General features: G+C 67.7%; 19 protein-coding genes. 8 read left to right on the forward strand and 11 right to left on the reverse strand.

From position 1 onward, the window contains the following. Positions 1 to 33 precede the first annotated feature (33 nt). From ACIQ0W_RS06360 to ACIQ0W_RS06385, 6 genes are all read left to right on the forward strand, one after another. Entirely contained in the window at positions 34 to 858 is an 825-nt protein-coding gene (locus ACIQ0W_RS06360; RefSeq protein WP_396641950.1) for a sulfite exporter TauE/SafE family protein, read from the forward strand. Positions 859 to 886: 28 nt separating this feature from the next. Beyond that, complete coding sequence (locus tag ACIQ0W_RS06365) at positions 887 to 1,333, forward strand: MaoC family dehydratase N-terminal domain-containing protein (RefSeq protein ID WP_036298767.1); 447 nt, start codon at positions 887 to 889, stop codon at positions 1,331 to 1,333. Positions 1,334 to 1,338: 5 nt separating this feature from the next. Beyond that, entirely contained in the window at positions 1,339 to 1,746 is a 408-nt protein-coding gene (locus ACIQ0W_RS06370; protein ID WP_396642038.1) for a MaoC/PaaZ C-terminal domain-containing protein, read from the forward strand. A gap of 5 nt (positions 1,747 to 1,751) precedes the next feature. Then, the gene (locus ACIQ0W_RS06375; protein ID WP_396641951.1) at positions 1,752 to 2,903 is read left to right on the forward strand and encodes a UDP-N-acetylmuramate dehydrogenase; all 1,152 of its coding nucleotides are present in this window, start codon (positions 1,752 to 1,754) and stop codon (positions 2,901 to 2,903) included. An 87-nt stretch (positions 2,904 to 2,990) separates the two neighbouring features. Beyond that, positions 2,991 to 4,457, forward strand: coding sequence for an aldehyde dehydrogenase (locus ACIQ0W_RS06380; RefSeq protein WP_304687848.1), 1,467 nt, complete (start codon positions 2,991 to 2,993; stop codon positions 4,455 to 4,457). Then, positions 4,454 to 5,542, forward strand: coding sequence for a Zn-dependent alcohol dehydrogenase (locus ACIQ0W_RS06385; protein WP_304687846.1), 1,089 nt, complete (start codon positions 4,454 to 4,456; stop codon positions 5,540 to 5,542). The genes ACIQ0W_RS06380 and ACIQ0W_RS06385 overlap by 4 nt, the downstream gene beginning before the upstream one ends. A gap of 22 nt (positions 5,543 to 5,564) precedes the next feature. Here the strand turns inward: ACIQ0W_RS06385 and ACIQ0W_RS06390 are convergent, their stop codons facing one another. The 10 genes from ACIQ0W_RS06390 to aceB all read right to left on the reverse strand — a co-directional run bounded on the left by ACIQ0W_RS06390 (position 5,565) and on the right by aceB (position 18,026). Continuing rightward, on the reverse strand, positions 5,565 to 6,764 hold the full coding sequence (locus tag ACIQ0W_RS06390) for a pyridoxal phosphate-dependent aminotransferase (RefSeq protein ID WP_396641952.1): 1,200 nt from the start codon (positions 6,762 to 6,764) through the stop codon (positions 5,565 to 5,567). A gap of 46 nt (positions 6,765 to 6,810) precedes the next feature. Continuing rightward, complete coding sequence (locus ACIQ0W_RS06395; RefSeq protein WP_396641953.1) at positions 6,811 to 8,079, reverse strand: sugar ABC transporter permease; 1,269 nt, start codon at positions 8,077 to 8,079, stop codon at positions 6,811 to 6,813. Then, positions 8,076 to 8,864, reverse strand: a complete 789-nt coding sequence (locus ACIQ0W_RS06400) for an ATP-binding cassette domain-containing protein (protein WP_396641954.1) — start codon at positions 8,862 to 8,864, stop codon at positions 8,076 to 8,078. Before ACIQ0W_RS06400 ends, ACIQ0W_RS06395 begins: the two co-directional genes overlap by 4 nt. An 84-nt stretch (positions 8,865 to 8,948) precedes the next feature. Further along, positions 8,949 to 10,031, reverse strand: a complete 1,083-nt coding sequence (locus tag ACIQ0W_RS06405; protein WP_396641955.1) for a sugar ABC transporter substrate-binding protein — start codon at positions 10,029 to 10,031, stop codon at positions 8,949 to 8,951. 281 nt (positions 10,032 to 10,312) lie between these two features. Continuing rightward, complete coding sequence (locus ACIQ0W_RS06410; RefSeq protein WP_396641956.1) at positions 10,313 to 11,542, reverse strand: sugar ABC transporter permease; 1,230 nt, start codon at positions 11,540 to 11,542, stop codon at positions 10,313 to 10,315. Continuing rightward, complete coding sequence (locus ACIQ0W_RS06415) at positions 11,539 to 12,372, reverse strand: ATP-binding cassette domain-containing protein (protein WP_396641957.1); 834 nt, start codon at positions 12,370 to 12,372, stop codon at positions 11,539 to 11,541. The genes ACIQ0W_RS06410 and ACIQ0W_RS06415 overlap by 4 nt, the downstream gene beginning before the upstream one ends. 20 nt (positions 12,373 to 12,392) lie before the next feature. Beyond that, on the reverse strand, positions 12,393 to 13,466 hold the full coding sequence (locus ACIQ0W_RS06420; protein WP_396642039.1) for a sugar ABC transporter substrate-binding protein: 1,074 nt from the start codon (positions 13,464 to 13,466) through the stop codon (positions 12,393 to 12,395). A gap of 27 nt (positions 13,467 to 13,493) precedes the next feature. Further along, a complete protein-coding gene (locus tag ACIQ0W_RS06425; protein WP_396641958.1) occupies positions 13,494 to 14,681 on the reverse strand; it encodes an ROK family transcriptional regulator in 1,188 nt (395 codons plus the stop codon). 57 nt (positions 14,682 to 14,738) lie between these two features. Further along, on the reverse strand, positions 14,739 to 16,334 hold the full coding sequence (locus tag ACIQ0W_RS06430; RefSeq protein WP_396641959.1) for an isocitrate lyase: 1,596 nt from the start codon (positions 16,332 to 16,334) through the stop codon (positions 14,739 to 14,741). Between the two features lie 48 nt (positions 16,335 to 16,382). Beyond that, positions 16,383 to 18,026, reverse strand: a complete 1,644-nt coding sequence (gene aceB / locus ACIQ0W_RS06435; RefSeq protein ID WP_396641960.1) for a malate synthase A — start codon at positions 18,024 to 18,026, stop codon at positions 16,383 to 16,385. 125 nt (positions 18,027 to 18,151) lie between these two features. Here aceB and ACIQ0W_RS06440 point away from each other — a divergent pair, with 125 nt between their 5' ends. Next, positions 18,152 to 19,630, forward strand: coding sequence for a helix-turn-helix domain-containing protein (locus tag ACIQ0W_RS06440; RefSeq protein ID WP_396641961.1), 1,479 nt, complete (start codon positions 18,152 to 18,154; stop codon positions 19,628 to 19,630). Positions 19,631 to 19,738: 108 nt separating this feature from the next. Here the strand turns inward: ACIQ0W_RS06440 and ACIQ0W_RS06445 are convergent, their stop codons facing one another. Next, the gene (locus ACIQ0W_RS06445; protein WP_396641962.1) at positions 19,739 to 21,307 is read right to left on the reverse strand and encodes a PucR family transcriptional regulator; all 1,569 of its coding nucleotides are present in this window, start codon (positions 21,305 to 21,307) and stop codon (positions 19,739 to 19,741) included. 94 nt (positions 21,308 to 21,401) lie between these two features. Here ACIQ0W_RS06445 and gabT point away from each other — a divergent pair, with 94 nt between their 5' ends. Further along, positions 21,402 to 22,760 carry a 4-aminobutyrate--2-oxoglutarate transaminase gene (gene gabT, locus ACIQ0W_RS06450; protein WP_396641963.1) on the forward strand — a complete coding sequence of 453 codons (1,359 nt, stop codon included), beginning with the start codon at positions 21,402 to 21,404 and terminating at the stop codon, positions 22,758 to 22,760. Positions 22,761 to 22,772 lie beyond the last annotated feature (12 nt).

A 22,772-nucleotide genomic window follows, 5' to 3' on the forward strand; every position in this document is an offset into this window, starting at 1 on the left:
CTGGTGTGCCCGCAAGGGCGGAGAGGTCGGGCAATGCCAGGACGTGGTGCAACCGGTGGTGACGGCGAAGTCGTCGAGGGTTACCGATGGACGCCGGGGCGGGTCATCCTGCACATCTCGGTCGGCCTGTTCGCCGGTCTGCTGTCGGGCATGTTCGGCGTCGGGGGCGGCATCGTCATCGTTCCCCTCCTCGTGTTGCTGCTGGCCTATCCGCAGCGCCTCGCCTCGGGTACCTCCCTCGCGGCCATCATCCCCGCGGCGAGCGTGGGTGTCATCTCCTACGCGTTCAGCGGCGATGTCGCGTGGATTCCCGCGCTGATCCTGGCCGCCGGCGCCGTGATCGGTGCTCAGGCCGGCACCTGGCTGCTGCCGCGTGTGCCGGTCCGTGTCCTGCAGTTCGGCTTCGCCGCGTTCCTCATCGCCGTCATCGTCAGCCTCTTCCTCGTCATCCCGAGCCGTGGCGAACCGTTCGAGCTCAGCGTGGTGACCGTCCTCGGACTGATCGCGCTCGGACTCATCACGGGGCTCCTCTCGGGACTCCTCGGCGTGGGAGGCGGCATCGTCGTCGTTCCCGCCTTGCTGCTCATCTTCGGCACAAGCGACCTGATCGCCCGCGGCACGAGCTTGCTGATGATCATCCCGACCGCAATCTCGGGCACGATCGGCAACCTCGGCCGTCGGAACGTGAACCTGTTGGGGGCTGCCCTGGTCGGTGGTTCGGCGTGCACGACCACAGCGCTCGGCGCGATCATCACGAAGAGCATCGATCCCTTCTCGGCGAACATCATCTTCGCGGTGTTCCTCTTCTTCATCACCGTCCAGATCCTGGTGCGGGCAATCCGCGGGCGATCCAAGTAGCCCCCGTACGCCGTCATAGGATGGCGGGGTGCCAGTGAACCCCGAGCTCGTCGGTCGTGACTTCCCGCCGACGCAGCCGTACCTCGTCGGCCGGGAGAAGGTGCGCGAGTTCGCCCGCGCCGTCTTCGCCACGGACCCCTCGCATACGGATGTCGCAGCGGCACAAGCGCTCGGGTACACGGATGTCGTAGCGCCGCCGACCTTCGCGATGGTGATCCAAGATCACACCCTGCAGCAATTGCTCGCCGAACCCGACTCGGGCGTCGTCCTCGAGCGCACGATTCACGCCGAACAGAAGTTCCGCTACACGAGGCCGATCGTCGCGGGCGATGAGCTCACCGGCCGACTCGCCGTCACCGGGGTCCGTGCGATCGGCAAAGGCGCCATGGTCACGAGCGAAGCCGAGATCACGGATGCCTCGGGTGCTCATGTCGTGACCGCGACATCCATCCTGCTGATCGGCGGCGAAGAGTGACCGGCCTGCTTCCCACCGTCGGCGAGGTCGTCGCCGAGCGCACCGTCCACCTGACCCGAGAGTCCCTCGTGCGTTATGCCGGGGCATCGGGGGACTTCAACCCCATCCACTACAGCGACGAGGTCGCGGCGCGTGTCGGGCTGCCCGGCGTCTTGGCGCACGGAATGCTGACGATGGGCCTCGCGGGTTCGACGATCGTGCCGTGGCTCGGCGACGCCGGCCACATCACCGACTACGGTGTGCGCTTCACGCGTCCCGTCGTCGTCGACGCCGAGGATGGCGCCGACGTTCGGGTCGTGGCGACCGTGGCCGAGGTCGACGGGGCCGCCCGAACCGCGCGCATCGACCTCGTCGTCTCGCATGCCGAAACGACCGTGCTCGGCAAGGCGCAGGTGCGCGTTCGGTTGGGGTGAGTCCCATGCCCGACATCGAACCCGTTCCCCTCTCGAAGCTGACGACCCTTCGCACGGGCGGACGGCCCGCCCGCATGATCGCCGCGACCACCCGTGATGAGCTGGTTGCAGCGCTCCGTGAAGTCTGGTCGACGGGTGAACCATGGCTGGTGCTCGGCAGAGGCTCGAACCTGTTCGTGGGTGATTCCGACTATGACGGCACCGTCGTACGGATCCTGACGAGCGGCATCGAGCGGGTACCCTCAGCGCGTCCGGGTTATGTCCGCCTGCGGATCGAGGCCGGACACGACTGGGACGACCTCGTCGCGCACACGGTTCGCGAAGGCCTGGCCGGGATCGAGGGGATGTCGGGAATCCCCGGAACGGTCGGAGCAGCACCCGTGCAGAACGTCGGCGCGTACGGGCAGGAGATCGAACAGACGCTCGTCGAGGTCGAGCTCATCGACGAGACGACCGGCGATGTCGAGACGGTGCCGGTGGAGCAACTCGGGCTCGGCTTCCGCACCTCCGTGTTCAAGGCGCACTACGGCTCGGTAGCCGAACGCCCCTCCGTCATCCTCTCGGTGACCCTCGAGTTGGAAGAGGTCGGTGACACTCCGCGCGTCGTTCGAGGCGAGCAGTTGCGACGTGCCCTCGGATACGAGCCAGGGGCATCGGCGACGTTGAGCGACGTACGGCACCGTGTGCTCGCGACCCGTCGGGCCAAGGGCATGGTGCTCGATGACCTTCCCGACGATCGTGTCGATCCCGACACGCGGAGCGCGGGGTCGTTCTTCCAGAACGCGATCGTGTCGGCAGCATTCGCCCGAACGCTCCCGCCCGAGTGTCCTCGGTGGCCGGTGCGTCCCGATGTCGAGGTCGACACCGTGATTCCCCTGGCGTCGTACGACGGGATTGTGCCCGCGGCATCCGGTTCCGCTCCCGACGTCAAGGTGAGCGCCGCGTGGCTCATCGAGCACTCGGGGCTGCGCAAGGGTTTTTCGCTGCCGCGCTCGCGAGCCGGACTTTCGACGAAACACGCGCTCGCGCTCACGAATCGTGGAGGAGCGACGGCGGGCGAGATCGCAGAGCTCGCCCGGTTCATCCAGCAGCGGGTGCAGGCCGAGTTCGGCCTGCTCCTGCAACCCGAGCCCGTCCTGATCGACGTGGAGTTGTAGCGCCCGATCGGACCAATTTCAGTCAGACTGATGACAAGCGGGCGCGCGTCGGATAGAACAAGAGGGATTCCAAAGGAGGAAGCCCCCATGTCGACGATGACATCGCATTCCGATCACCGCCTGTTCGCGGGCGGAGAATGGCTGACGCCCCACACTTCGGCCCGCATCGAGGTCGAGAACCCCTACACCCGAAGGATTGTCGGAACCGCCCCGGACGGGGACGCTGCCGACATCGACGCCGCTGTTCGCGCGGCGCGTGAAGCGTTCGATCACGGACCCTGGCCGCGCATGAGCGCCGACGAGCGGGCGACGTTGCTCGAGCGTCTCGCGGACGAACTGGAGCGTCGCGGCGCGGACATCGCAGACCTCGTGACCGACGAGATCGGTCAGCCGACGGGCCTATCGCGCTACGTGAACGGGATGATGCCGGCCGGCCAACTGCGCTACTTCGCCGGACTCATCCGCGCCTTCGCGTTCGAAGAGGAACGGGCGAACATCGCCGGTCCCGGTGCTTCGACCATCCGGTACGAACCGGTGGGTGTCGCGGGCCTGATCGTGCCCTGGAACTATCCGCAGTCTCTGCTCTCCGCCAAGCTCGCGCCCGCGCTCGCGGTCGGGTGCACCGTCGTGATCAAGCCCGCGGCCGAGACTCCGCTGGACGCGCTCGCGCTGGCCGAGGCAGTCGAGGCGGTGGGATTCCCTCCGGGCGTCGTGAACGTCGTCACGGGTGGTCGCGAGACGGGCGACGCCCTCGTGAAGCACCCCAGTGTCGACAAGATCGCATTCACCGGATCGACCGCCGCGGGCCGCATCATCGCCCGCAACTGCGGCGAGCGGCTCATCCCGGTCACTCTCGAGCTCGGCGGGAAGTCCGCGGCCATCGTGCTGGACGACGCCGACATCGATGTCACGCTGGCGGGGCTGCGCGGTAACTCCTTCATGAACTCGGGTCAGACCTGCTTCCTGCTCTCGCGCGTGCTTGTGCCGCGTTCGCGGCGGGACGAGGTCGTGGACGGACTCGTGGACGTGGCGCGCTCGTTCCGGCTCGGCGATCCCCGAGACGCCTCCACCGAACTCGGCCCGCTCGTCTCGGACCGCATTCGCTCACGCGTTCGCGGTCTGGTCGACGGGGCTCGCGCACGCGGCGCCCAGGTCCTCACCGGCGGACGCGATCTGCCCGGCGAATCGGGCTACTTCTATGAGCCGACCATCCTGGCCGGAGTCTCGCCGGAAGACGAGATCGCCCAGGAAGAGGTGTTCGGTCCCGTCGTCACCGTCATGGAATATCAGGACCGCGACGATGCGGTGCGCATCGCCAACGACTCGAAGTACGGGCTCGGCGGGGCGGTGTTCTCGCGTGACATCGAAGCGGCCCGAGACGTGGCACGCGCGGTGCAGACCGGCACCATCGGCGTGAACGGGTACGCCCCCGACCTTGCTTCGCCTTTCGGCGGCTACAAGGCATCGGGACTCGGACGAGAGCAGGGCCACGAGGTCTTCTACAACTACCTCAACACCAAGTCGATCAACGTCATCCTGGGAGCAGGAGCATGAGGGCCGCGGTCGTCAACGGCTTCGGGGCCGGCTTCGATGTCGAAGAGATCGACATCGAAGAGCCGCGCGGGCGAGAGGTGCTAGTCGACATCAAGGCATCGGGTCTGTGCCACTCCGACCTGCACTTCGCCGAGACGAACTTCGGGATGGAACCGCCGATGGTGCTCGGCCACGAGATCGCGGGGGTGGTTGCGGGAATCGGCCCGGAGGTCACCGAGTTCTCCGTCGGCGACCACGTCGTCGGATCACTGGTGCAGTTCTGCGGGGCGTGCGTCGCCTGTCTCAGCGGCGATACCGTGCGCTGCGCGCACCCCGAGGCGACCCTGCGTGCGCCGGATGAACCCCCGCGCCTGAGCCGCCGCGGAGAGCCCGTGCTGGCCGCGATGGGAACCGCGGGATTCGCCGAGCAGGCGCTCCTGCACGAGAACCAGCTCGTCGGGATCGACCCGGCGGTCCCGTTCGCCGAGGCATCCGTTCTCGGTTGCGGCACCATCACGGGGGCGGGCGCGGCGATCAATTCCGCCGGAGTACGTCCCGGTCAGACCGTTGCGGTGATCGGTCTCGGCGGCGTCGGCCTGAACGTCATCAGCGGAGCGCGCCTGGCGGGTGCCGCGAGAATCATCGGCATCGACCTGAACGACGAGAAGCTCGAACTCGCTCGCGCGTTCGGAGCGACCGATGTCGTCAACGGTCGCGATGGCGATGTCGTCGCAGCGGTGCAGCAGCTCACGGACGGGGGTGTGGACCATGCCTTCGAGGTGATCGGGCGGAAGGACACCGCGCTCCAGGCCATCGCGATGCTCGCCGTCGGCGGCACCGCCAGCCTGATCGGTATCCACGGTGCGGGATCGACGATCGAGCTCGACCCGAACGACTTTCTGCGCTGGCAGAAGAAGGTGCAGGGCGTCTACATGGGGCACGCGAACATCAAGCGCGATATCCCGTTCTACGCCTCGCTGTTCCTGCAGGGTCGGCTCAACCTCACGGACCTTATTTCGGTCGAGATCGGAATCGACGACCTCAACGAGGCCTACGATCAGCTCCGCACGGGGCGAACCGCGCGGAGCGTCATCACCCGGTTCTGAAGCGGCTCGCGCGCCCGCTCGGTCAGGCGAACAGTTGCTGGAGGCGCCGGATGCCCTCCAGCAACTGTTCGTCGCCGAGCGCGTACGAGAGGCGCAGGTATCCGCTCGGCCCGAAAGCCTCGCCGGGCACGACCGCGACCTCGGCCTCTTCAAGGATGAAGTCGGCGAGCTCGAGCGAGGTGTTCAGGGTGCGGCCGCCCCATTCGCGTCCGAGCAACCCGGTCACGTCGGGGTAGACGTAGAAGGCGCCGAGCGGGATGGGGACGACGACGCCATCGATCTTCGACAGTTCGTCGACGATCAGGCGCCGGCGACGGTCGAACGCGAGCCGGAACTTCTCGGCCTCGTCCTGCGGACCGGACAGCGCAGCCAGGGCCGCACGCTGGGCGATGTTGTTGACATTGCTCGACAGGTGCGACTGCAGGTTCGAAGCGAGGGCGATCGCATCGCGGGGACCGACCATCCAGCCGACCCGCCATCCGGTCATGGCGTAGGTCTTCGCGACCCCGTTGACGAGGATCGTGCGGTCCGCGAGTCCGGGAACGGCCTCGACGATCGAGACGGCACGGGCACCCTCGTAGACGAGATTCTGGTAGATCTCGTCCGAGATCACCCAGATGCCGTGCTCGAGCGCCCACTCGCCGATGGCCCGCGTCTCTTCGGGCGTGTACACCGAGCCCGTGGGGTTGGAGGGCGAGACGAAGACGAGCACCGTCGTGCGCTCGGTGCGCGCGGCCTCGAGCTGCTCGACCGTGACCTTGTAGTCCTGATCGGCCCCGGCGAAGACCTCAACCGGCACTCCGTCGGCGAGGGCGATCGCCTCGGGGTACGTCGTCCAGAACGGCGCGGGCAGAAGGACTTCGTCCCCCGGGTTCACGACCGTCTGGAACGCCTGATAAACGGCCTGCTTACCGCCGTTCGTCACGACGATCTGGGCAGGGTCGACCTCGAGACCGGAGTCGCGCTCGGTCTTGTCCGCAATCGCCTCGCGCAGCACCGGAAGCCCCGCCGCGGGGGTATATCGGTAGTTGGCGGGATCCCGCACCGCCTCGGCCGCTGCGTCGACGATGAACTCCGGGGTGGCGAAGTCGGGCTCGCCCGCCGCATAGGAGATGACGGGACGCCCGGCGGCCTTGAGGGCCTTTGCTTTCGCGTCGACCTTGAGGGTCGCCGACTCGGCGATGGCGGACAGTTTGCGGGAGAGCGGAGCGCGTTCGGTCACGTCTTGAATCGTAGTCTTGTGACCCGCGCCCCGCCCTCCCGCCGCCCTACACTCGCGAACCGCCCCCTGACCGCAGACGAGAGAGGGCGTCAACCGTGGCGGCCAGAATCAGCACGCCACCGGTTACCAGCAGGTTGATTCCCGCAGGGAGACCCAGCAGGCCCAGGCCGTTCGTGATGACCGCGATCACGAGGGCGCCGATCGCGGCGTGAACGAGCCGCCCCTTGCCGCCGAACAGGCTGACACCGCCGACGACAGCTGCCGCGACACCGCTCAGGACGATGTCGCGCCCGACGGTCGCGTCGACCGAACCGACGCGCGCCACGCTGAAGAGTGCCGACAGGACGGCCAGCGTGGAACAGATCACGAACGCCCACCACATGATCAGCCGGACCTTGATGCCCGACCGCCGCGCGGCCTCTTTGTTGCCGCCGATCGCGTAGATGTAGCGGCCGAACTTGGTGCGGTCGAGGACGAACGTCCCGATCCACAGCACGGCCAGAACGATCGGCACGATCACCGGAACGCCCTGCACCGCCACGACCGACTGCCCGCGGTCCTGGTTGAGGACGAACACGACGATGCCGCCGATCACGGCGATCGCGGCGAGCTTGATCCAGACGACGGTGATCGTGCGGTTCGGAACGCCGGCGCGGGTGCGTCGTGCGCGGTCCCACCACGACGTGCCGCCCGAGATCAGGATCATGATGGCGAGCAGCGCCCACCCCGCCCAGACGGGCAGATTGCTGTTCTGGATGGCGACGAGCTCGGGAACCTGGAGACGATAGAGGCCACCGTCACCGATGATCAGCAGCGCGAGTCCTTGATACCCGAGGAAGAGTCCCAGGGTGACGACGAAGGATGGTATCCCCACCCTGGCGACGAAGAATCCGATGAGTGCGCCGGTGCCGAATCCGACGACGAAGCCGATGAGCAGCGCCAGCGGCCAGGGCACGCCGAACTGCGCGTTGAGGACGACGAATAGGGCCATCGCCACGCCACCCGTGACACCGGCCGACAGGTCGATCTCGCCCAGCAGCAGGACGAAGACGAGCGCGATCCCGAGCATGACCAGGGTCGCCGCCTGGTTCATCAGGTTCGCGAAGTTGCGCTCCGTGAGGAAGAACGGGCTGAGCAGGCTGAACAGCGCTCCGAGCACGACGAGCCCGCCGATGGCCGGAAGCGCCCCCATGTCGCCCGAACGCACCCGCTGCCACCAGGCGCGGATCTGGTCGCCGAGGCCGCCCTCGATGCCGGAGCCGATCATGCCCTCGCCCATGAGGGGCGCAGCCGCATCCTTGGATGACGTGGTCATTCTGCGCCTCCCGTGGCGATCGTGCTGGTCTCTTGAACGGTGAATCCGGGCGGGGTCTTCGTGCCGGTGATGTATCCGACGACGTCGTCGCGGGTTGTTTCCGAGACCTCGAGCTGTGCGACGAGCTGGCCGAGATAGAGCACGGCGACGTCGTCCGCGACCTCGAAGACATCGGCGAGGTTGTGGCTGATGAGGACGACCGCCACCCCCTGTTCCGAGAGGCGACGCACGAGGTTGAGCACCTGTTCGGTTTGGGCCACACCGAGCGCGGCGGTCGGTTCGTCCAGGATGACGACGCGAGCCTTCTTGAGGACGGCTCGTGCGATCGCCACCGTCTGGCGCTGGCCGCCCGACAGTGACGAGACCCGCTGCCGCACGGACTTCACCGTGCGGACCGAGAGCGACCGAAGGGTGTCGGATGCTTCCTTCTCCATCCGTCCCTCGTCGAACGTTCCGACCGAGAGCTCCTCCCGGCCCAGGAACATGTTCTGCACGATGTCGAGGTTGTCGCAGAGCGCGAGGTCCTGATAGACGACCTCTATTCCGAGCGCGGCGGCTTCGCGCGGCGTGGTCAGGTCGCGGTGGACCCCGTCGATGCGTACTTCGCCCTGGTCATAGGGCTGCACGCCGGCGAGGCCCTTGATGAGCGTGGACTTTCCCGCTCCGTTGTCGCCGACGAGTGCGGTGACCTTTCCGGGGTAGACCTTCAGGTCGATCCCTTTGAGCACGGAGACGGGTCCGAATGATTTCTTCACTCCGACCAGTTCGATAATCGGGTCTGGCATCTTCGCTCTTTCGTTGGTCATGTCGCGGTCGTTGTCGGGGGCGCCGCACCGTGCTGTCGATGCGACGCCCCCGGATGGATCGAGCTACGGTGCCGTGACGCCGAACTCCTCGCACGCGGCCATGACGTCGGGCGTGCAGACGTCGTCGTAGGCGGCGTCGCCGGCGGCGATGACGTCGTTGACGCTGTCCGGCCCGACCAGGATCGGGGTGACCTGGATGTACGGGGTGCCGTCATCGAGTTCCGCGTCGGCCGAGGGCTCTTCGCCGCTGAGCAGCGCGACCGCCACCTCGACTGCGGCGTCCGCCTCATCCTTCACGGGCTTGTAGACCGTGGCGGTCTGCCAGCCGAGGAGGATGTTCTGCAGTCCCGCGACGTTGGCGTCCTGGCCGGAGACGGCGACGCCCGTCAGGTTGTTGTCCTGCAGGACCTTGATGACGCCGGCCGCGTTGGTGTCGTTCGCCGCCCAGACGCCGTCGACGACGCCACCGAGCGAGGTCAGAGCCTGCTCGAAGTTGGTCTGCGACTTGGCCTGGTCCCAGATTCCCGGGGGCTCGGCGGCCGGTGCGATTCCGGCAGCTTCCATGACCTCGGCAGCGCCCTCCTTGAACATGGCGGCGTTGCCGTCGGTCGGGTCCCCGCCCATGTAGACGACGACGGCCGTGGCGGGGTCCTTGCCCGCGGCTTCGAGACCGTCGAGCACTGTCTGGCCCTCGAGTCGGCCGACCTCGACGTTGTCGAACGACACGTAGTAGTCGGCGCCCGCGAACGGACGGTCGTAGGCGATGACCGGGATTCCCTCGGCCTTCGCCTTGGTCGCGACAGCTTCGGCGGCACCCTGGTAGTCGACGAGCAGCATGACGCCGCAACCCTGGGTCAGCTGCTGGTCCGCGATCGTGGAGTACTTGTTGACGTCGCCCTGGGCGTTCTGGATGTCGACGTCGAAGCCTGCGGCCTCGAGACCTTCCTGGAGGTACTTGCGGTCGAAGTTCTCCCAACGGGGCGAGGATGCGGCATCGGGGAGGATCACGCAGGCGCGTCCGGCGGCGTCACCGCCACCGTCACCGCCTTCCGAGGCTGATGGGGTACCCGAACCGGAACAGCCGGCCAAGAGCACCGCCGAGGCTCCGACAGCGGCGAGCGCCGGGAGCAGCAGAGACTTCTTCATCTTTCGCCCTTCCACAATGAATATGCGATTGCCGGGGCTTCAGTGCCCCGCAGGTCGATCATGACGACGCGGGTCGCTAACGTCAAGACTTGAACGCAAGAAGAGCTGGGACCGGTCCCGAATCGATTCAGTCGACGACCGAGTGCTCTGCAGTGATCATGAAGCGCAGCCTAAAGGTCTATAAATGGGCTATCTGATCAGAACGGGGCAGCGCGGCCGCCCGGTGTGGATCGCAACGATTCAGTAACTGAAGGCAAAAAGACGTTTGAGTGCCCGAACAATCAGTTCCGGCCGTGCGCCGCCCGGCTCTTTCGCGACGTCGAATCGATGATCACGGCCAGGACGAGCACGGCACCCGTGACGATGAATCGCACCGACGAATCCAGGTTGAGCAGCGTCAGTCCCGAAGAGATGGACTGGATGACGAGGATGCCGAGCAGTGCCGCCCATGCGGTTCCGCGTCCCCCGAACAGGCTCGCGCCCCCGATCACCGCCGCGGCGATCGCGTTCAGATTCGTGTCCGCAGCGCCCGAACTCTGATTGACGGCCGCGAGCCGAGCCGCGGCGAGGATGCCGCCGGTCGCCGCCAAGGTCGAGCACAGGACGAACGCCGACACGTAGATGCGGTCGACGCGGATCCCGGCGCGACGGGCCGCCTCGACCGATCCGCCGACCGCGTAGACGGCGCGTCCCCATCGGGTGCGGGTGAGCGCGAAGTCGGCGATGACGACGAGACCGACGAAGAACAGGAACGAGAGACCGACGCCACGCGACAGATTCAGATACCACGCGGCCACGCCGAGTCCCCCGAGCAGCGCGAGCGCGCGGAGAACGATCGCGCGCGTGCTCTGGTACGTCAGGTTCGCCCGCTCTCGACGGCGCGCCGTGCGCAGGTGAGCGACGGCATTCGCGGCGACGGCCAGCACGATCACGACGTACGACGCCCAGGCGGGGAGGAACATCTGCTGGGCGAAGACCACCAGCCACGAGTCGAAGGGCAGATTGATCGACCCCGACTCGCCGAGCACCCAGAGCTGAACCCCGAGGATGCCGAGCAATCCGGCGAGTGTGATGACGAAACTCGGGATCCCGAATCGTGTGTAGAGGAATCCGTACAGCAGCCCGGCGGCGGTACCCGCCAGGACGCCGGCGACCACGGCGAGGATCAAGGGCCACCGGGATTGCACGAGACTGACGGCGAGAACCGCGGAGGCCAGCCCCGATACGGATCCGACCGAGAGGTCGATCTCGCCCACCAGGAGGACGATGACCACACCGAGGGTGATGGTCCCGATCGCCGCGGACTGAAGTGTGAGGTTCACCAGGTTGGTGCTCGAGAGGAACACCGGATTGAGGATCTGGAAGATCGTCCAGATCACTGCCAGGCCGAGGACGACGGGCAGGACCCCCAGATTCCCGCTGCGTGTGCGCTCCACGAGCGCGGCGGCTCCGTCGCGGATGCGGTACCCGGCGATCGCGAGCGCATCGCGCGCGGACTCGGACGCGCTCATCTGATCCGCCCCCGTCGTCGGCCACTGCGATCAGCGAGAGACACGATGTCCGCCGCGTGCCCCGGCACGGCGTCCGCGACGGTACCCGTGGGGGTGACGCGGTGCGGCGCGGATGCGGTCGGCTCCATCGCGCCCGTGATCGCGGCGAGCAGGGTCTCGGTCGTGATGTCGGCCACGTTGTAGACGCCGTTGTTGCGTCCGAGGCGCAGGACCGTCACGCGATCGGCCACCGCCATGACGTCGGCCATGTTGTGGCTGACCAGCACCACGCCGTGACCGCGCTCCCGCAGTCGCTCGATCAGGTTGAGTACCTCGGCCGTCTGTGCGACGCCGAGCGCGGCGGTCGGCTCGTCGAGGATCACGATCTTCGGTTCGCCGACGAGGGAGCGGGCTATCGCCACCGTCTGTCGCTGCCCGCCCGACAGCGTCGACACGTGATCACGCACCGACGGGATCCGCGCCGAGAGATCCCGGAGGAGAGACCAGGTGCGCTGCTCCATCTCTACCTCGTCGAGACGTCCCTCGGTGACGAGCTCGCGCCCGAGCCAGACATTCGCGACGACATCCAGGTTCTCGCACAGGGCGAGGTCCTGGAACACCGTCGCGATCCCCAGATCCTTCGCGTCCGCCGGGTCGCCGAGCGAGACGAAGCGCCCGTCGTACTCGAGGGATCCGCTGTCCGGTGCGTGCACGCCGGCCAGGATCTTCACGAGCGTCGATTTGCCCGCGCCGTTGTCGCCGACGAGAGCCACCACCTCGCCCTCGTCCACCCAGAAGTCCACCGCGCTCAGGGCGGTCACGGCGCCGAAGCGCTTCGTCGCGCCGGTCACGGTGAGGATTCGATTGCGGGTCACGGCGCCACCAGCCCGACCACGGCGCACGCCTCGGCGTAATCCTCCGTGCAGACCTGGTCCCACGTCCAGAAACCGTCGGCCAGGACCGTCTCCGCGATGTTCTTCTGCGTCACGGCTACCGGCATCAGCAGTGTGGCGGGAATCCCGCTCACTTCGACGCGCGACGTCACCTCCTCGCCGCGTGCCAGAGCGACCGCGACCTCGGCCGCCTTCCGCGCCTGAGGACGCACATCCTTGAAAACCGTCATGAACTGATCTCCCGTGATGATCCTCTGGATGGCGGTCAGTTCGGCATCCTGTCCCGTCACGAGCGGCAGGGGATCGACGTTCGCGCTGCGGAGCGCAGAGATGGCGCCACTGGCCGTACCGTCGTTCGCGGCATAGACCCCCTCGATCTGCGACCCGAACCGGGCCACCTGCCCGGCCACCCACTCCTGTGCTTTGTCGGGGCTCCAGTCGGGCGTGTCGTACGAGGCGAGAACGGTCAGATGGCTGGAGTCGATGACGCTCAGGGCGCCCGCCTCGAATTGGGGAGCGTTGCTGTCGGTCGGAGAGCCGTTGACCATCAGGATCCCGCCGGTGCCGCCCGTCGCGAGCGCGTTGACGAGCGCCTGCGCCTGGAGCACGCCGACGAGCGCGTTGTCGAACGAAACGTAATACGCGATGTCTCCGCCCGCTATGAGCCGGTCGTAGGCCACGACGGGCACGCCCATCCCGGACGCCGAGTTGACGATGCTGACGGCGGCTTCGGCGTCGACCGGGTCGAGCACCAGCACCGAGATCCCCGCGGCCAGCAGGGATTCCGCCTGCTCCTGCTGCTTGGCCATGTCCTGATCGGCGTTGGCGTACAGCACTTCGTAGTCACCGAGTTCGGCGACGCGCTGCTCGAAGAAGGGCCGATCGAAGCTCTCGTAGCGGGCGGTCTTCGCATCGGGCAGCAGCAGTCCGATCTTGTCGGCGCCGCCCGCGAACGCATTGCACCCCGTGAGCATCGCGGCGAGAAGAAGTAGTGCGGAGGCGCACGCCATCACCGTGCGAGCACGGCCAGGCTGACCATCGCGAATCGCCATCGACACGCGATGAGTCTAGGGTCGCGATCACGCGGGAAGAGCGACGGACTCCGAATCGACGCTCACGTGGTCGAGCGCGAGCGCGATCGCGCCGCGGGTCTCGGTCCACTCCCCGAAGCTGTACTCGACGATCTCGGGCAGCTCGCCCGACGCCGAGAGCGCGGCGCGCTCGAGGGCGTGCCGCATGGGGGCGAGGAGGATCTCGCCGGCCCGGGCGAGTTCGCCCCCGACCACGATCGCCTCGGGGTCGAACAGATTGGTCAGGCTGGCTGCGGCGATGCCGAGGTGCTTTCCCGCATCGGCGATCACCCGACGTGCGCGGCCGTCCCCGAGTTCGGCCGCCTGCACGAGGTCGCCCAGGCGACGGAAGCCTCCGTCGGGCGCGAACAGGCTCAGCAGGGCGGGGCCACCCGCGTAGGTCTCGAGGCAACCGCGGTTGGAGCAGCGACAGACGGGCCCGTTCTCGTCGAGGGTGATGTGCCCGATCTGGCCGGCCTTGCCGTTCACGCCGCGGAAGAGGTCACCGCCCACGACGAGACCCGCGCTGATGGTCTGTCCCACCCGGAGGTAGACGGACGACGCGGACGTGCGCGCGGCCCCCTCCCGCGCCTCGGCGAGGCCGCCGAGGTTCGCTTCGCTGTCGATGAACACCGGGCGACCGGTGCGCGCCGACAGGCTGGCCGCGACATCCACGCCCTCCCACCCGCGCAGCAGCCCGGGGGCAGAAATTCGTCCGGTTCGCGGATCGACCGGCGCGGGAAGACCCAGGCCGATCGCGAGGATGTCGGACAGCGAGCCGCCGATCGAATCCATCATGTCGCTCAGCAGGAGGGCGAGGCGGTCGAGCTCAGCGTCGTGCCGATGATCCACCGGCAACGGCAGTGTCGATTGCGTGACGATCGTTCGGGTCGCGTCCGCGATCGCGATGTGCAGATGCCGCGACGAGAAGTGCGCCCCCGCGACGATCCCGAGGTGACGTGCGAGGGAGACGAGCGTTGCCCGGCGACCACTTCGCGATGTGATCGACGTGTTCAGGACGCCCGCTGCCGTCAGCTCCTTCACGATGTTGGACACCGTGGCGGGGGAGAGGCCGGTGATACCGGCAAGCTCCACCTGTGTGAGGCGGCCATACCGCTTCAGGCTGTCGATCACGCGGGCGCGGTTCGCCTCACGCAGGGACGTCTGCGATCCCGGAGAGGCCTGGAACCGTGCCACGAGCACACTGTACCGGACCTCTCCGGGCTTACATCCTGCTGATTTCGCGGGGCTGGCTCAGCCGAACTGGCTCATCGTGTTGTCTTTGCCGCCCGCCTTGAGCGCGGCGTCGCCCGCGAAGTACTCCTTGTGGTTGTCGCCGATGTCGCTGCCGGCCATGTTCTGGTGCTTCACCGTCGCGATGCCCTCGCGGATCTCTCGGCGCTGCACGCCCGTGACGTAGGCGAGCATCCCCTCGTCTCCGAAATAGCCCTTGGCGAGGTCATCCGTCGACAGCGCGGCCGTGTGATAGGTCGGCAGCGTGATGAGGTGGTGGAAGATTCCCGCGCGGGCCGAGCCATCTTTCTGGAACGTGCGGATCTTCTCGTCGGCCAGGCGTGCGAGCGCCGAGTCGTCATAGGAAACGCTCATCAGGTCGGCGCGGTCGTAGGCCGACACATCGGCCCCCTGGGCGGCCAGAAGGTCGTACGCCTGTTGACGGAACTTCAGCGTCCAGTTGAACGACGGACTGTTGTTGTAGACGAGCTTCGCATTCGGGATCACCTTGCGGATCTCATCCACCATGCCCGCGATCTGCTCGACGTGGGGCTTCTCGGTCTCGATCCACAGCAGGTCGGCGCCGTTCTGCAACGAAGTGATGCAGTCGAGCACGCACCGGGCCTCGCCCGTGCCGGGGCGGAACTGGTACAGGTTGCTCGCGAGCCGCCGCGGGCGGAGCAGCCTGCCGTCGCGTCGGATGACGACATCGCCGTCGGCGAGGTCGGAGGAGGGGATCTCCTCGACATCGAGGAACGCGTTGTATTGGTCGCCGAGATCACCCGGCGTCTGCGAGACGGCGAGCTTCTGCGTGAGGCCTGCGCCGAGCGAGTCGGTGCGCGCGACGATGATGCCGTTGTCGATCCCGAGTTCGAGGAACGCATATCGCACGGCTCGGAGCTTCGCGATGAAGTCGTCGTGCGGAACCGTGACCTTGCCGTCCTGGTGACCGCACTGCTTCTCATCCGACACCTGGTTCTCGATCTGGATGGCGCAGGCACCGGCTTCGATCATCTTCTTCGCGAGCAGGTACGTGGCCTCGGGGTTGCCGAAGCCGGCATCGATGTCGGCGATGATCGGCACCACGTGCGTTTCGTAGTTGTCGATCTGGGAATGGATGAATTCCTCGGCCGTCTCATCGCCTGCGGCGCGGGCTGCGTCGAGCTTCGTGAAGAGAAGGTCGAGTTCGCGCGCATCGGCCTGCCGAAGGAAGGTGTACAGCTCTTCGATGAGGGCAGGCACCGAGGTCTTCTCGTGCATGGACTGGTCGGGGAGCGGACCGAACTCCGAGCGCATCGCGGCGACCATCCACCCCGACAGGTAGAGGTAGCGCTTCTTCGTCGTCTTGAAGTGTTTCTTGATGGAGATGAGCTTCTGCTGCCCGATGAAGCCGTGCCAGACGCCGAGGGACTGGGTATACAGCGACGAGTCGCCGTCGTACTCCGCCATGTCGCGCCGCATGATGTCGGCCGTGTACTGGGCGATTTCCAGACCGGTCTTGAAGCGGTTCTGCGCGCGCATGCGCGCGACGTACTCCGGGTTGATGGCATCCCAACTCGGGCCGTTCTGCTTCTTGAGGGCGTCGACGGCTTCGATGTCGTCTGCGTAGTGGGTCATGTCAATTCCTTAGGCAGGTGGGGTGGATGGTGGGGTCGAAGAGTTCGATCAGGCGAGCTCGACGAGGTACTTCGCGTATGCGGGGAGCGTGAGGAACGCCGGGAAGTCCTGGCCCAGCGCCACCTCGCGGAAGATCTGCGCGGCGTCTTCGTAGCGGTCGTTCTTGCGTCGGTCGGCCTCGCTCAGAACCTCGCCGATGAGACCCTCGATGTACTCGCGGGTGATCGGGTCGCCCTCCGCGGTGGAGCGGTCCTGGTGGATCCACTGCCACACCTGGCTGCGGGAGATCTCGGCGGTCGCCGCATCCTCCATGAGGTTGTCGATCGCCACGGCGCCGAGGCCCCGCAGCCACGCTTCGATGTAACGGATCGCGACCGACACGTTCGCGCGCACGCCCGCGGCGGTCACGGGCCTGCCGATGTGCACGTCGAGCAGATCCTCGGCCTTCACCTGCACGTCGTCGCGCTGGCGATCGAGCTGGTTCGGTCGGTCGCCCAGCACGGCGTCGAACTCGGCCATCGCGGTCGGGATCAGGTCGGGGTGCGCCACCCACGTGCCGTCGAACCCGTCGCCGGCCTCGCGCTTCTTGTCGGCGGCGACCTTCTCGAAGGCGCGTGCGGTCACCTCGGGGTCACGACGGTTCGGGATGAACGCGCTCATGCCGCCGATCGCGAAGGCTCCGCGCTTGTGGCAGGTCTTCACGAGCAGTTCGGTGTACGCCCGCATGAACGGCACGGTCATCGTGACCTCGCTGCGGTCGGGCAGGACGAAGCGCGCTCCGCGTCCGCGGTAGTTCTTGATGATCGAGAAGATGTAGTCCCAGCGACCCGCGTTCAGGCCGGCGCAGTGGTCGCGCAGCTCGTAGAGGATCTCGTCCATCTCGAACGCCGCGGGGAGCGTCTCGATCAGCACGGTGGCGCGGATCGTGCCGTGGGGAATGCCGAGGTACGTCTCGCTGAACGAGAACACGTCATCCCACAGCTTCGCCTCTTCGCTGGATTCGAGTTTGGCGATGTAGAAGTAGGGCCCGCGTCCCGACTCGATGAGCGCCTGCGCGTTGTGGAAGAAGTAGAGGCCGAAGTCCACGAGCGATCCGGATGCCGCGAGCTGCCGTCCCGCACGATCGGTGTATCGCAGGTGGTTCTCTCCCAGGTGCCAGCCTCGCGGACGCATCACGATTGTGGGGGTGCGCTCGGCGGTCACGCTGTAGGTCTTGCCTTCCGGCGACGTGAACGACAGCTCGCCGCGGATCGCGTCACGCAGCGACAGCTGGCCCTCGATCACGTTCTTCCAGGTGGGGGACGTGGCGTCCTCCTGATCGGCCAGCCACACCCGCGCGCCGGAGTTGAGGGCGTTGATCGTCATCTTCGGGTCGGTCGGCCCGGTGATCTCCACGCGGCGGTCTTCGAGTCCAGGTCCGGCGCCCGCGACCCGCCAGCTGTCGTCGGCGCGGATGTGTGCGGTGTCGTCGCGGAAGCGCGGGTCGTGACCGTTGCCGATCTCGAACCTGCGACGCAACCGGTCGGCGAGGCGATCATGCCGACGGGACGAGAAGCGGTGGTGCAGTTCGGTGAGGAACGCGAGTGCATCGGGACTGAGGATCTCGTCGTACCGGTTGCCGAGTGCGCCGAGGACCTCGATCGAGGGAGCGGTCGTGGTCAGGGGCGGCGTGCGGGTTTCTGTGATGGTCATGATCTGTCCTTCGGGATCGGCGCCTCGGTGGGCTTGTCTCCACTGTGGGCGAAATTGGGGCACTGAACTTGTCGATGAGGGTGTGAAGTTCTAGCAAAATTCTGCTTTCGTGACAGAATCGGGGTATGAGCAGCGTCACGCGCCCGGTTCACGGTCTCGAGCCCGACGAGGATGAAGAGGTGGATCCCCTGACGATCGGCCGACGCATCCGTCAACTGCGCACCGCCCGCGGAATGACGCTCGACGAGCTCGCCGCGGCCGTCGACCGGGTGCCGAGCCAGCTGTCGATGATCGAGACCGGCAAGCGCGAGGCGAAGCTCAGCCTGCTGCGCTCGATCGCCCGCGCGCTCGGCACGAGCCTCGACGCCCTCCTCGAGTCCGAGCCCCTGGACGAGCGCTCGGTGCTCGAGATCTCGCTCGAGCGCGCCATGTCGGGGCAGACGTTCCGCGCGCTCGGTATCGAGCCGTTCCGGATCGGCAAGACGCTGCCGACCGAGGCGCTGCGCACGATGCTGGCGCTGCAGGGCGAGATCGAGCGTCTGCGCGACGAGCGTGCCGCCACCCCCGAAGAGGCCCGCCGCGCCAACGTCGAGTTGCGCCACCTGATGCGGCGCCAGCACAATCACTTCCCCGAACTCGAAGAGCACGCCGTCCGCATCCTCGAGGCCGTGCGGCACCCGGGCGGACCCCTCACGCAGCGTTCGGCGTCAGATATTGCGGCGCACCTCGGCTTCACGATCCACTACGTGCCCGACCTGCCGCAGACGACGCGGAGCGTGGCGGACCTGAAGAACGGGCGGCTCTACCTCTCGAGCAGAATCTCGGCGAAGGGTGATCCCCGGACGGCCGTTCTGCAGGCGCTGTCGAGCCGGATCCTGGGGCACGCCGAGCCGACGAGCTACGCGGAATTCCTCCGCCAGCGCGTCGAGACGAACTACCTCACGGGTGCCCTGCTGATTCCCGAGGCGCACGCCGTGCCGTTCCTGCACGAGGCGAAGTCGCGGCGGGCGATCTCGATCGAGGACCTGCGCGACGCCTACTCGGTGTCGTACGAGACGGCGGCGCACCGCTTCACGAACCTCGCGACCCGGCACCTCGACATCCCGGTGCACTTCTTGAAGGTGCACGAGTCGGGCACGATCACGAAGGCCTATGAGAACGACGACGTGAACTTCCCGACCGACCGGCTGGGTTCGATCGAGGGTCAGATGTGCTGCCGACGCTGGACGAGCCGCGTCGTCTTCGACGTCGACGACCGCTTCAACCCGTACTACCAGTACACCGACACCGGCAACGGAACCTATTGGTGCACAGCCCGCGTCGAGGCATCCAGCGAGGGAGCCCACTCGGTGAGCGTGGGGGTGCGGTTCGACGACACCAGGTGGTTCATCGGTCGGGACACCCCGAATCGCGGCGTCTCGAAGCATTCGGTCGAGGTCTGCTGCCGTCGGGCCCCCGCCGACCTCGAGGACGCCTGGCGCGACCAGGCCTGGCCGAACGTGCGCACGCCCCGCACTCTGCTCGCGACGCTGCCGACGGGGTCTTTCCCGGGCGTCGACACGACCGACGTCTACGAGTTCCTCGACGCGCACGCGCCGGGCTGAGCGGGTGCCCCCGGCACCGAAACACCTTTCCTGCGGCGAAACACCCTGTGGCGGTGGGTGTCTCGGCGCAGATGGGGTGTTTCGGCGGCGTGGCTGGCGCTGAGCAGGTCAGCCGAGGGCGCGTAGCGCTGCCCAGAGCTCCGCGCGGGCGGTGAACGTGCCGAGGTCGCGGTCGAGCAGACCTCCGGCGGTCGCGACGCGCGCGCGGACGGTATGGCGATGGATGCCGAGGGCCCGCGCCGTCGCCTCGTGCGACCCGTCGTGCTCGAGCCACGAACGCAGAGTCTCGACCAGCGCGCTCCTGCGCTCGGCATCGTGCCGCAGGAGAGGTTCGAGTTGCGCGCGTCCCGCGGCCCGGGCATCGGGACCGGTAAGCAGGGCGAGTAACCCGCCCGGGGTGAGGTCGGTGAACGGCGCGACGCCGACTACTGTCGCTCGATCCCGCGCCGTCCGCGCCTGTGCAGCTGCGGCGGCGAACGCGTCGTAGAGAGCCGGATCGGACACCCCGATCCGCAACCCGAGATCGGCGGCCAGTCCCTCGAGCTCGCCGGCGTCGTCTGGTGAGAGGACCAGAACGATGCCGGATGCCTCGCGTCCGAAGAACAGGCGCCCCTTCAGTTCATCGGCCAGCAACTCGAGTCGATCGGTCACGGTCTCGCGGCGTACGGACGCCGCATCCGTGACGGCCACGACGATGGGCGCCTCGGGCAATCCGCCCCACATCTCGCGAGCTATGCGTGCGGCGACACCCGGTTGGCCCGCGAGCAAGGACTGAATGACGCCCGAGCGCAGCTGTCTGCGCGCACGGGCGGCGCCCTCGCTCTGCTCGAGTGCCAGGCCGGCCATCGCGATGACCGCGGTCACGACGCTCCGGCTCTCTTGATCCAGGTCGCCGGCGGCGATCGCGATCGCACCGCGCAGGCGTCCCCCGCGCCCGAGCGTCTGGAGCGTGAACGGCGTTCCGCCCACGCGGAGCGTCGATCCCGCCCGCGCCCCGCGTCGGAGGACGCGTCGCGCCTCGTCTCGCAGTCCCTCTGAGATGTCGGGCGACAGGCCCGATGACGGATGCTGGCGGGTCAGGGTGCCCGTCGCGTCGAACAGGCCCACCCAGGTGTCGAGCTGCCGGGCGAGTTCGGCGAGTGTCGCCCCGAGTCCGTCCGGCCGGAGCGCGGCGAGGGCGATCGCCCGCTGTGCGGCGAGCGCCCAGCTGCGTCGGGCGAAGGTCTGTGCCGCTACGGCCTCGGCGTTGGCCCGAGCCACGGCGATGAACGGCGTGCGGTACGGCACCTCGAACAGGGGCATCCGGTACGCGCGACAGGCCACCACGAGACCGTCGGGGATCCCCTCGCGCACCACCTCGGTTCCGAAGCCGAGGGCGACGACCCCGCGGGTCGTCAGGCGTGCGACGTAGTCGTCGTAGATCCCGGCGTCGTCCGCGTCGAGGAACTGGGTCCCCGTGGTCAACAGCGCCAGCCCCTCGGAGAGGAACGGGGTGGGGTCGGCCAAGTCGGAGCTGTGGATCCAGCGGATGGGGCGGTCGAGCGTGTCGCCCTGCCGATCCGCCGAGTTCACGGCTCCGTCCTGCGCGTCTTCGCCGGCGAGCCGGAGCGCGAGGTCGGCGCGTGCGAGCAAAGCGCGGAGCGTCGGGGTCGGCGCCGGGGGAGAGGATGCGACCACGAGGCCGAGACTATACGCGCTGTATGGTCATCGTCGAGAAGTTGTACATCGCGGCGAGTGCGCGCGGCGGACCCGCGGGCCTACGCTCCCGATCATGAGTGTCATCGAGAGCTTCACCGCGCTGCCCCTCGGCGGACCCTCGCTCCCCCAAGAGCGCCGCCTCGTCACCGACCTGCCGGGGCCCCGGTCCCGAGAGATCCTCGACCGCAAGGCCGCCGCGGTCGCGTCAGGCGTCGGGCACACGGTCCCGATCGCGGCCGTCGCGGCCGGTGGGGGCGTCGTCGTCGACGCCGATGGCAACTCACTCATCGATCTGGGGTCGGGGATCGCGGTCACGACAGCGGGTAACTCGAACCCGCGCGTCGTGGCCGCGGTCACTGAACAGCTGAACCGCTTCACGCACACCTGCTTCATGATCGCGCCGTACGAGTCCTATGTGGCCGTCGCCGAGGCGCTCAACGAGCTCACTCCCGGCGACCACGAGAAGCGGACGGCACTGTTCAACTCGGGGGCCGAGGCCGTCGAGAACGCGGTCAAGATCGCCCGCAAGTACACGAAGCGCCCCGCGATCGTCGCGTTCGATCACGCGTACCACGGCCGAACGAACCTGACGATGGCCCTGACGGCGAAGAACATGCCCTACAAGCACGGTTTCGGGCCGTTCGCCGGCGAGATCTACCGCGCGCCGATGTCCTACCCGTTCCACGACGGGCTCACGGGGCCCGAGGCCGCCAAGAAGGCGATCCAGCACATCGAGAAGCAGGTCGGCGCGGACAACGTCGCGGCCGTCATCATCGAACCGATCCAGGGCGAGGGCGGCTTCATCGTGCCCGCCGACGGATTCTTGAACGCGATCGTCGACTGGTGCCGCGACAACGGCGTCGTCTTCATCGCCGACGAGGTGCAGACGGGCTTCGCCCGCACCGGCCGTTGGTTCGCCAGCGAGCACTTCGGCATCGTTCCCGACCTGGTCGTCACGGCGAAGGGCATCGCCGACGGACTGCCCCTCTCGGGTGTGACGGGCCGGGCCGAGATGATGGATGCCACGCACACGGGCGGTCTCGGGGGCACCTACGGCGGCAACCCGCTCGCCTGCGTCGCGGCGCTCGCCGCAATCGAGTCCTACGTCGAGGACGGACTCCTCGATCGGGCAACGGAGATCGGCGACATCCTGACCTCCCGGTTGCGTGCCCTGGCCGCGACGGACGCCCGCATCGGCGATGTGCGTGGTTTCGGCGCGATGATCGCCGCCGAATTCGTCGATCCCGAAACGGGGGAGCCGGATGGCGCTCTCACGGCGCGGATCGCGAAGGACTGCATCGCCAACGGCGTGATCGTGTTGACCTGCGGAACGCACGGCAACATCATCCGGTTCCTGCCACCCCTGACCATCCCGAACCACCTGCTGAACGAGGGACTCGACGTCGTCGAGGGCGCCCTCGCTCGCGATTGAAGGAGAACGCCA

Source organism: Microbacterium sp. (genome assembly GCF_044340635.1).
Lineage (GTDB): Bacteria > Actinomycetota > Actinomycetes > Actinomycetales > Microbacteriaceae > Microbacterium.

What these genes read in the sequence shown, in the direction of transcription:
- ACIQ0W_RS06395 (WP_396641953.1), bottom strand. Translation starts at nt 8,079, where the DNA reads ATGACCACGTCATCCAAGGATGCGGCTGCGCCCCTCATGGGCGAGGGC.
- ACIQ0W_RS06385 (WP_304687846.1), top strand. Translation starts at nt 4,454, where the DNA reads ATGAGGGCCGCGGTCGTCAACGGCTTCGGGGCCGGCTTCGATGTCGAA.
- gabT (WP_396641963.1), top strand. Translation starts at nt 21,402, where the DNA reads ATGAGTGTCATCGAGAGCTTCACCGCGCTGCCCCTCGGCGGACCCTCG.
- ACIQ0W_RS06410 (WP_396641956.1), bottom strand. Translation starts at nt 11,542, where the DNA reads ATGAGCGCGTCCGAGTCCGCGCGCGATGCGCTCGCGATCGCCGGGTAC.
- ACIQ0W_RS06380 (WP_304687848.1), top strand. Translation starts at nt 2,991, where the DNA reads ATGTCGACGATGACATCGCATTCCGATCACCGCCTGTTCGCGGGCGGA.
- ACIQ0W_RS06430 (WP_396641959.1), bottom strand. Translation starts at nt 16,334, where the DNA reads ATGACCCACTACGCAGACGACATCGAAGCCGTCGACGCCCTCAAGAAG.
- ACIQ0W_RS06400 (WP_396641954.1), bottom strand. Translation starts at nt 8,864, where the DNA reads ATGCCAGACCCGATTATCGAACTGGTCGGAGTGAAGAAATCATTCGGA.
- ACIQ0W_RS06420 (WP_396642039.1), bottom strand. Translation starts at nt 13,466, where the DNA reads ATGGCGATTCGCGATGGTCAGCCTGGCCGTGCTCGCACGGTGATGGCG.
- aceB (WP_396641960.1), bottom strand. Translation starts at nt 18,026, where the DNA reads ATGACCATCACAGAAACCCGCACGCCGCCCCTGACCACGACCGCTCCC.
- ACIQ0W_RS06375 (WP_396641951.1), top strand. Translation starts at nt 1,752, where the DNA reads ATGCCCGACATCGAACCCGTTCCCCTCTCGAAGCTGACGACCCTTCGC.
- ACIQ0W_RS06360 (WP_396641950.1), top strand. Translation starts at nt 34, where the DNA reads ATGCCAGGACGTGGTGCAACCGGTGGTGACGGCGAAGTCGTCGAGGGT.
- ACIQ0W_RS06405 (WP_396641955.1), bottom strand. Translation starts at nt 10,031, where the DNA reads ATGAAGAAGTCTCTGCTGCTCCCGGCGCTCGCCGCTGTCGGAGCCTCG.
- ACIQ0W_RS06440 (WP_396641961.1), top strand. Translation starts at nt 18,152, where the DNA reads ATGAGCAGCGTCACGCGCCCGGTTCACGGTCTCGAGCCCGACGAGGAT.